Consider the following 8,287-nt stretch of genomic DNA (forward strand, 5'->3'; position numbering starts at 1 on the left):
GGGGCGGGCCTCGAGGTTGTCAATCAGAAGTGGGCCGCTACTCCCCCTCTTCAACAGTCAGCTGGTACGAGTCCTGGAAGTTGGCCTCGCGGTTGCGCGCGTCGCGCACCTCGAAGAGGTAGACGCCCGGTTCGGCGCTGTAGCGGATGGTCTCCGGCTGGTCGCCTTTGGCCCGGTCGGACGTCTGCACGAGCGTCAGCTTCCCGTCCGGCTGCAAGCGGTGCAGGTACAGCCCCACGTCCACCTTGAGGATGCCCAGCAGGGTGGCGGTGAGCGACGTGCGCACCGGCCTGTCAGACAGGTCCACCCGGAAGTAGTCCACGTCCTTCGCCGGGTACACCGTGCCGCGCACCGCCTTGCCCAGCGCCAGGTCCTGCGCGCGCTCGGAGGTGTTGTTCGGCTCGCGCTCCTCGCTGCCGTTGTCCGGCACCGTCGTGACCGTGATGCGGTAGGGCTGCTCCGCGTTCTCGAAGTCCTTCACGAATTTGGCCCCCACCTTCCGGAACGACCCCTCCACCCGGAAGTAGCAGGTGCCGTTGCACGCGACGTTGTTCAGCCGCTCCGGCTCCTTGAGCGCGCCGTCGTTGGCCTTGAGCAGCACCGTCTCCTTCTGCCCGTCGCCCTGCGGCGGCTCCACCATGGACAGCGTGAGGTCCAGGCGGTCCACGCCCGTCAGCTCCACCTTGGCCAGCACCGGCTCGCGCGTCGTCAGCACGTAGTTGTCCACGTCCGACTTGGGCGACAGGAAGCCCTCGCGGTAGCCCGCGCCCGTCAGCGGCGTGGCCTTGGTCAGCTCGTCGTTGGGCTCCAGCTCCGCGTGCGCCCCCGCCTCCTCCTGCGACACGGTCAGCGTGTAGGGCACCTGCGCGTTGAACGTGCGCCGCTGCGCCTTGCCGGTGCCCACCCAGCCGCCCTTCACCACCAGGTAGACGACCCGGTCCGTCGCGCGCACGCCGATGTTGCGCAGCGCCAGCGGCTCGCCCTCCTTGCCCTGCAGCGTGAACAGCGGCGCCTCCGCGGCGGACAGCACGGAGATCTCCGGACGCACGCCCTCCACGGCGGACAGTTCAATCTTCAGCGCGACCGACGGCACCTCGGGAGGCAGCGGGATGCCCGCGTCCACCACCGCCGAACCCGCGGCTTCCCCGGCGATCTCTCCAGCGGGCGGAGTCGCAGGGGGCGTGGCGGGAGGCTCACCGCCCGCGAACGTGCCTTCCGGGGAAGGGGAGGGCGCCGCGTTGTCGTCGATGACCGGCGTCTCGTCCGGCACGGACGGAGGCGGCACGGCCGCGCCCGTCGGGGCCGGTGCACCCGGGGCCGCCGGCGCCGTGTCCGGAGCAGGGGCCTGCACGGGGACCTCTCCGCCCGGGGTGCCGGTGTCGGGCAGCTCCACCCGGTACCAGTCCTCATCCCCCGAGTGTCCCAGGAACGCCGTCACCGTCTGCCCCAGCGGCAGGGCCGCGGCGTCCACGGCGCGGTCGTTGGGCTCGCGCTCCTCGCCGTCGTTGGGCGCGCGGTACTTCACTTCCAGGGTGTAGGCCCCGCCCATCCCCTTTCGCGCGGGCGACACCACCACCCAGCGCTCCTTCTCCACGAAGAGGTTGGGGAGGCGCTCGCCCTTGCCCTCGCCGTCGCTGTTGACGCCCACCAGCCGGTTGCGGTCCTGGTCGTAGACGTCCAGCTTGATGTCCCCGCCCGGCAGGCCCGACACCGTCACGTCCGCGATGCGCGGCGCGCCCGGCGCGAGCCGGTACCAGTCCTCGTCCAGCTTGTTGGGCTCCGCCGCCAGGCCCCCCGTCACCACGCTGTCGCGCGTGAGCGCCAGCGACTGGTCGGGACGCTCGTTGGGCTCCTGCTCCGTGAGCGCCGCCGGGCCCGTCTCCACCACGCCCGCGTCCACCTCCTGCGGGACGTCCTTCTTGCAGGCGGCCACCCCCAGACCCAGCCCCAGCACACAGACCCAGCCCCAACGTCGATTCACGTCTTCCTCCTCGGTCGCATCGCCTTGTCGGCCCGGGGGTGTCCGGGTGTCAAGCACCCCCAACCCGCGCCAGGGCGCTTTCATCCGGGCCCCCCGCCGGAGCCTGAAGGTCCGGTGGAGACGGAAGGTGCGCACCCGGACTGGAGCCCCGGGGCAGGGACGATCCAAGATGCGCCCCATGCGAAGCCTGTCCGTGGCCTCCCTGCTGCTCGCCGCTCCCTCCGTCCTCGCCGCCGCGCCGGCCGCGCCCGGCTATGCCCAGGCGGAAGCCTACGTGGAGAAGGACGCGCGTCCGGAGCACTACTCGCCCCTGAACCTGCTGGACGGCCGGGACACCACCGCGTGGTGCGCCGAAGGGGAGAAGCCCGCCCACGTCATCATCGGCTTCAAGGAGCCCGTCACCCTGGACGAGGTGCGCGTCTACACGGGCGATGGCACCTCCCGCGACGCCTTCAAGGCCAACGGCCGGGTGCGCAAGTTCACCCTCACCAGTGTGGAGGCCTCGCGCAGCGTCACCGTGCAGGACAAGCGCGGCCTGCAGGCGGTGCCCCTGACGCAGCCGCTGTTCGGCGCGCGCTTCGTCCTGGAGGTGGCCGACCGCTTCCCCGGCACGAAGGAGGGCGCCCCGGTGTGCATCACCGACCTCGTCCTCTACTCGGGCGGCAAGCCCCTCAACGCGCCCGCGCTCGCCACCCGCTTCAAGTACGACGCCCGCGTGGCGCCGCTTTTGGGCACGTGGTTCGGCGGCCACGAGGGCGCCCCGGAGCGCTTCCTGTCCTTCTTCGTGGACGGCACCTGGCGCTTCTCGCTGGAGCCCCTGGAGACGCCCGAGCCCACCACGGTCGTCACCGGCACCTACACGGTGTCGGGCAGCCGCGTGACGTTGGACATCCCCAAGAAGGGCCGGGTGCCGGTGGGCTTCGAGCGAAGCGCCGCCGGCGAGGGGCCGAAGGCGTCCGCCTCGCTGGCGCTGGACGGCGCGCTCCCCGCGGAGTGGGGGAGCGACTTCCGCAGCCATCCCTGACGACGCCCGGAACATGGCCCGGGCGCCGGCCGGCTAGATGGCGGCCCGGGTCTTCCGCTTCGCGTCGAAGTTGCGGAAGAAGGCGACGATCTTCTCCTCCGCCTGCTTGGCGTCGGCCGCGTCCGCGAACTCCGACTCCAGGAAGATGCCTCCGCACGACTCGCAGGAGTCGAAGTGCAGGGGGTGCTGACGGTCGCCACCGTCAACGCGAACCAGGTCGACCTTGCAGTCCGGGCAGTTGCCAGTCAGGGCCTCGGCGTCCACCTTGCCGCCCTGGCCCTCGAGTCCGAGCAGGTTGTTGTGCAGGAGGATCCGGTTCAGGTCCGCGACGTTGATCCACAGCCCGCCGCATTCTTTACATTCCCGCAACGTCTCGTGATCTCCCTCGAGATCAGTCATTTCGACGTCGCAACCAGCGGGGCAATCCATGGGGCGGCTCATTCTCCTGAAAAGGGGAGCGGTGCTCCCCGGTGAATGGAGAATGATAAGTCGCCCAAAAATTCGGATGCAACCCATGCGGCTGCTTCTGTTGGCAACGGGCGTTCGACCAGCCCCCAGGGCTCAGGCCCGCTCCTTCACCCGCCGGATGTCCGCCCCCAGGCCGCGCAGCTTCCGCTCCAGCCGCTCGTAGCCCCGGTCCAGGTGGTAGACGCGGCTCACCTCGGTCTGCCCCTCCGCCCGGAGGCCTGCCAGGATGAGGGACGCGCTGGCGCGCAGGTCGGTGGCCATCACCTGGGCCCCGCTCAGGCCCTTCACGCCCTTCACCACCGCGGTGTGCCCCTGGATGGTGATGTCGGCACCCAGCCGGTGCAGCTCCGGCACGTGCATGAAGCGGTTCTCGAAGATGTTCTCGGAAATGACCGACGTGCCGTGGCTCACCGTCATCAGCGCCATCAACTGCGCCTGCATGTCGGTGGGGAAGCCCGGGTGCTCCGTGGTGGTGATGTTCACCGACTTGAGCGACCTGGGCGCCTTGCAGCGCAGGCCGCCACCCTCGGCGGTGATGGTGCAGCCTGATTCGCGCAGCTTGTCGATGACCGCGTCCAGGTGCTCCGGCCGGGCGTGCTTCACCAGCACGTTGCCCCCGCTGATGGCCGCCGCGACCAGCAGCGTGCCCGCCTCGATGCGGTCCGGCAGGATGGCGTGGTCCACGGGGTTCAGCGACTCCACGCCCTCGATGGTGATGACGGACGAGCCCGCGCCCTCCACCTTCGCGCCCATCTTGTTGAGCACCCGCGCCAGCTCCTCCACCTCCGGCTCGCGCGCGCAGTTCTCCATCACCGTGCGGCCCTTCGCGAGCACCGCCGCCATCATCACGTTCTCCGTGCCGGTGACGGTGATGACGTCGAAGTTGACCATGCCGCCCTTGAGCTGCTTCGCCCGGGCCTCCACGTACCCTTCGGTCAGGTGGATTTCGGCGCCCAGCGCCTTCAAGCCCTTCAGGTGCTGGTCGATGGGCCGCGCGCCAATGGCGCACCCTCCCGGCATGGACACGCGCGCCCGGCCGAAGCGCGCGACGAGCGGCCCCAGCACCAGGATGCTGGCGCGCATCGTCTTCACCAGGTCGTAGGGCGCCTCCGGGGTGATGTCCCCGGTGATGCTGATTTCACAGGTGTCGGCCTTCTTGCCCGTCAGCCGCTCGGCCTCGCACCCCATCGTGCGCAGCACCGCCAGCATCGTCTTCACATCCGCCAGGTCCGGCACGTTGCGGAAGGTGGTGGTGCCCTCCGCCAGGAGCGCGGAGGCGAGGATGGGCAGCGCCGCGTTCTTCGCGCCGGACACCTCCACCTCACCGTGCAGCGGGGTGCCACCCTTCAGAACGATCTTGTCCATGTCTTCCCGTGCCTCTTCCCAGCCTCGGCCCTGTGGCCGTCAGGCCGCGGGCTGTGTCCCGAACGCCATGCGTTCACGCCGTTCCAGGTCCTTCTCCACACGCGCGTCCGCGTACCCCGCGGCCCGCAGGAGCTCCAGGACGGCGCTTCCCTGGGTCTCCCCCATCTCCAATGCAAGCAGTCCGCCAGGCTCCAGCACCCGCCGAGCGCCCTGGATGACCCGCCGCAACGCCGTCAGGCCATCCGGTCCGCCATCCAGCGCCAGCCGGGGCTCGCGGCGCACCTCCGCCGACAGCCCGGCGATGTCGCCCGAGTCGATGTACGGCGGGTTCGACACCACCACCTGGAAGCGCGCGTCCGGGGGCAGGGGCCCGAACAGGTCGCCCTCCAGCACCAAGACGCGGTCCGCCACGCCCAGCGCCTGGGCGTTCTCCTTCGCCAGCGCGCACGCGTCCGGGGACAGGTCGGTGGCGAACACGGTGGCCTGGGGGCGCTCGGCCGCCACGCTGATGGCGATGCAGCCGGAGCCCGTGCACACGTCCAGCACCTTCGAGGGCGCGTCCCTGGGCACCGCGTGGAGGAGGGCCTCCACCAGCAGCTCCGTCTCCGGCCGGGGGATGAGCACGCGCGCGTCCACCTTGAAGGGCCGGTTGTAGAACTCCTTCGTGCCCGTCAGGTAGTTGGTGGGCTCTCCGGCGAGGCGGCGCTCGATGAGCGCTCGGAACGCGGTGAGCTCCTCCTTCGCCAGGGGCCGGTCCAGGTCCACGTACAGGCGCACGCGGCCCGTCTTGAGCACGTGCGCCAGCAGGATTTCCGTCGTGAGCCGGGGCGCGTCCACCTGACGCTTCTCGAAGTGCTGCGTCGTCCAGGTGAGGACCCGGCGGATGGTCCAGACGTCGCTCATGCTTCGCCGGAGGGGCGCCCGCTGCCCGTCTGCGCCTTGAGGGCCTCCGCCTGGTAGTGCGTGCGGCAGGCGGTAATCACTTCGTCCACGTTGCCCACCATGATGGCCGGCAGGTTGTGCACGGTGAGGCCGATGCGGTGGTCGGTGAGCCGGTCCTGCGGGAAGTTGTACGTGCGGATCTTCTCGCTGCGGTCGCCCGTGCCCACCTGGCCCCGGCGCATGGAGTCGCGCTCGTTGCGGATGCGCTCCTGCTCCATGTCGTAGAGCTTCGCGCGCAGCATGCGCAGGGCCATGGCGCGGTTCTTCCCCTGGCTCTTCTCCTGCTGGCACTTCACCACGATGCCGGACGGCTTGTGGATGAGGCGCACCGCGGAGTCCGTGGTGTTGACGCTCTGGCCGCCGGCGCCCGTGGAGCGCATCACCTGCATCTCGATGTCCGCCGGGTTGATCTGCACGTCCACGTCCTCCGCCTCCGGCATCACCGACACGGTGATGGTGGAGGTGTGGATGCGCCCCTGCGTCTCCGTGGCCGGCACGCGCTGGACGCGGTGCACGCCGGACTCGTACTTGAGCTGGCTGAACACGGCGTCCCCGGACAGCGTCACGGTGGCGTCCTTCACGCCGCCCGCGTTGCCCGCGCTCATGTCCAGGATGTCCGCCTTCCAGCCCTTGCGGTCCGCGTAGCGCAGGTACATCTGCATCACCTCTTCGGCGAAGAGGGCCGCCTCGTCGCCGCCCGCGCCCGCGCGGATCTCCAGGATGACGTTCTTCTCGTCATTGGGATCCTTGGGCAGCAGGAGGATCTTCAGCGCGGATTCCTGCACCTCGCGCTGTTCCTTCAGGCCGGGCAGGGCCTCGCGCGCGTAGGCCTTCTCGTCGGGGTCGGAGCTGGCCAGCCAGGTCTCCACCTCCGACAGATCCGCCAGCACCTTGCGGTAGGCCCGGAACGTCTCCACCAGCCGCTCCAGGGCGGCGCGCTCCTTGGAGACCTTCTGGAGCTTCGCCGTATCGGCGAGGATTTCGGGGTTCGACAGGTCGGCCGTGAGCCGCTCGAAGCGGCGCTCGACCTCTTCCAATTTGTCAATCATGCGTGGGTCCCGGGGCGTCTTGCCCCTTTGGCCGCCCTCTGGCAAGGGCCGAGGGCGTCAAGGAAAACCTTGGCCGTCTGGGCACGGGCATGTAAGAACGCCCCCCGTCGCCGCCCGGTGCGGCCCGATTCACGCCCAACACGGAGCCTTCGATCATGCCTGCACAGAAGGGTAATCGTTCCAAGAAGAAGCTCGCCAACCGCGCCAAGACGCGCAAGGCGCAGCTGAAGCGCCGCCGCAACCGCTTCAAGCGCGGCCAGCGCAACAACAAGTAGCACCCAGACTACTCCCCCCCTCGGACATCCGAGGAGGGGAGCGGTCGGGCCCCTGGCTCACCGGCCTCCGTGGGGCTCAGCGCGGGCAGCATCCGCTCCAGCCCCTGGGCCTGGGACGCGGTGCGCAGCAGCGCCATCACCCCTTCGGCCTCGGCACCCGTCACGGGCACCGGCTGGACGGGAAACTCCGGATAGCGGTCGGTCCTGAGCGGCAGCACGTCACTGGACAGGTAGCCCGTGGAACCGAAGCGCGCCCGCCACAGGACGCTGCGCTTGTCCCGGGGATTCCAGTTGCCCCCGAACACGAAGTTGCCCAGCGAGTAGACCACCGGCGCGCCCCGGTACAGCTCCATGGACTGGAGCACGTGGGGGTGGCTGCCGAGCACGCCCGCCGCGCCCGCGTCGATGGCCGCGTGCGCGAGCCGCACCTGGTACGGCTCCGGGGTGGTGTTGCCCTCGATGCCCCAGTGGAAGAAGGGCAGCACGAGGTCCGCCTGCGCCTTCGCGGCGGTGATGTCCTCCACCATCATCCGCTCCATCACCTCCACGTCGGAGAAGTGGCCCGCCACGCCCGGGGTGGTGTCCGTGGCGTAGACCTCCCGCGGCTCGATGTTGCGCGTGCCCAGGAAGAAGTAGCCCAGGAACGCGATGCGCTGGTCTCCCACGGTGAGCAGGGCCGGGCGGCGCGCCTCCGCGAGGTTCCTCCCCGCGCCGAAGAAGGGGACGCCCGCGGCCTCCAGCGTGGTGAGGGTGTCCAGGAGCCCCTGCGCGCCGTAGTCCATCATGTGGTTGTTGGCGAGGCTCACCACGCCCACGTTGCCGGCCTTGAGCACGTTCACCAGCTCCGGCCGCGCCTTGAAGTTGAAGTTCTTGGGCAGCTTCTGCGTGCTGTCCGTGTACGGGCACTCCAGGTTCACGACGAACAGGTCGCCCGAGTCCGCGATGGCCTTCACCTCGCGGAAGCCGTACGCGTACATCTCCTCGCGCGAGCGGCCCTTGCCCACCTGTTCATCGAAGTACGTCTGGTAGTGGTGGCCCACCGTCACGTCGCCGCCGACGACCAGCGTCACCGGGCGGACGGGCGCCAGGGTGGCCGGCTGTCCGGGGGCGGCTGGCGTGGGGTGTCCTGTATCGGACCCGGCGGAGTCGTCCCGCGTGGGGCCCGTTCCAGGGGCTCCAGGGG

7 protein-coding genes are annotated in these 8,287 nt (G+C 70.1%); 1 reads left to right on the top strand and 6 read right to left on the bottom strand.

Going from position 1 to position 8,287, the window contains the following annotated elements; all coding sequences use genetic code 11:
* Positions 1-37 precede the first annotated feature (37 nt).
* On the bottom strand, positions 38-1,981 hold the full coding sequence (locus tag D7Y13_RS13590) for an ABC transporter substrate-binding protein (RefSeq protein WP_199732811.1): 1,944 nt from the start codon (positions 1,979-1,981) through the stop codon (positions 38-40).
* 178 nt (positions 1,982-2,159) lie between these two features.
* On the opposite strand from D7Y13_RS13590, the gene D7Y13_RS13595 reads away from it, so the two are divergent.
* On the top strand, positions 2,160-3,005 hold the full coding sequence (locus D7Y13_RS13595) for a discoidin domain-containing protein (protein ID WP_233595635.1): 846 nt from the start codon (positions 2,160-2,162) through the stop codon (positions 3,003-3,005).
* Positions 3,006-3,038: 33 nt separating this feature from the next.
* Here D7Y13_RS13595 and D7Y13_RS13600 read toward each other — a convergent pair whose 3' ends face one another.
* The 5 genes from D7Y13_RS13600 to D7Y13_RS13620 all read right to left on the bottom strand — a co-directional run.
* Complete coding sequence (locus D7Y13_RS13600) at positions 3,039-3,434, bottom strand: TFIIB-type zinc ribbon-containing protein (protein ID WP_120534002.1); 396 nt, start codon at positions 3,432-3,434, stop codon at positions 3,039-3,041.
* 132 nt (positions 3,435-3,566) lie between these two features.
* Positions 3,567-4,838 (bottom strand): UDP-N-acetylglucosamine 1-carboxyvinyltransferase, encoded by a 1,272-nt coding sequence (gene murA / locus D7Y13_RS13605; RefSeq protein WP_120534001.1) that lies wholly within the window; start codon positions 4,836-4,838, stop codon positions 3,567-3,569.
* Positions 4,839-4,877: 39 nt separating this feature from the next.
* Entirely contained in the window at positions 4,878-5,741 is an 864-nt protein-coding gene (prmC, locus tag D7Y13_RS13610; RefSeq protein WP_120534000.1) for a peptide chain release factor N(5)-glutamine methyltransferase, read from the bottom strand.
* On the bottom strand, positions 5,738-6,829 hold the full coding sequence (gene prfA / locus D7Y13_RS13615; protein WP_120533999.1) for a peptide chain release factor 1: 1,092 nt from the start codon (positions 6,827-6,829) through the stop codon (positions 5,738-5,740). The genes prmC and prfA overlap by 4 nt, the downstream gene beginning before the upstream one ends.
* Positions 6,830-7,112: 283 nt before the next feature.
* On the bottom strand, positions 7,113-8,287 hold a 1,175-nt coding region (locus D7Y13_RS13620; RefSeq protein ID WP_147444338.1), incomplete at its 5' end, for a CapA family protein.

It is taken from the genome of Corallococcus praedator (assembly GCF_003612125.1).
Lineage (GTDB): Bacteria > Myxococcota > Myxococcia > Myxococcales > Myxococcaceae > Corallococcus > Corallococcus praedator.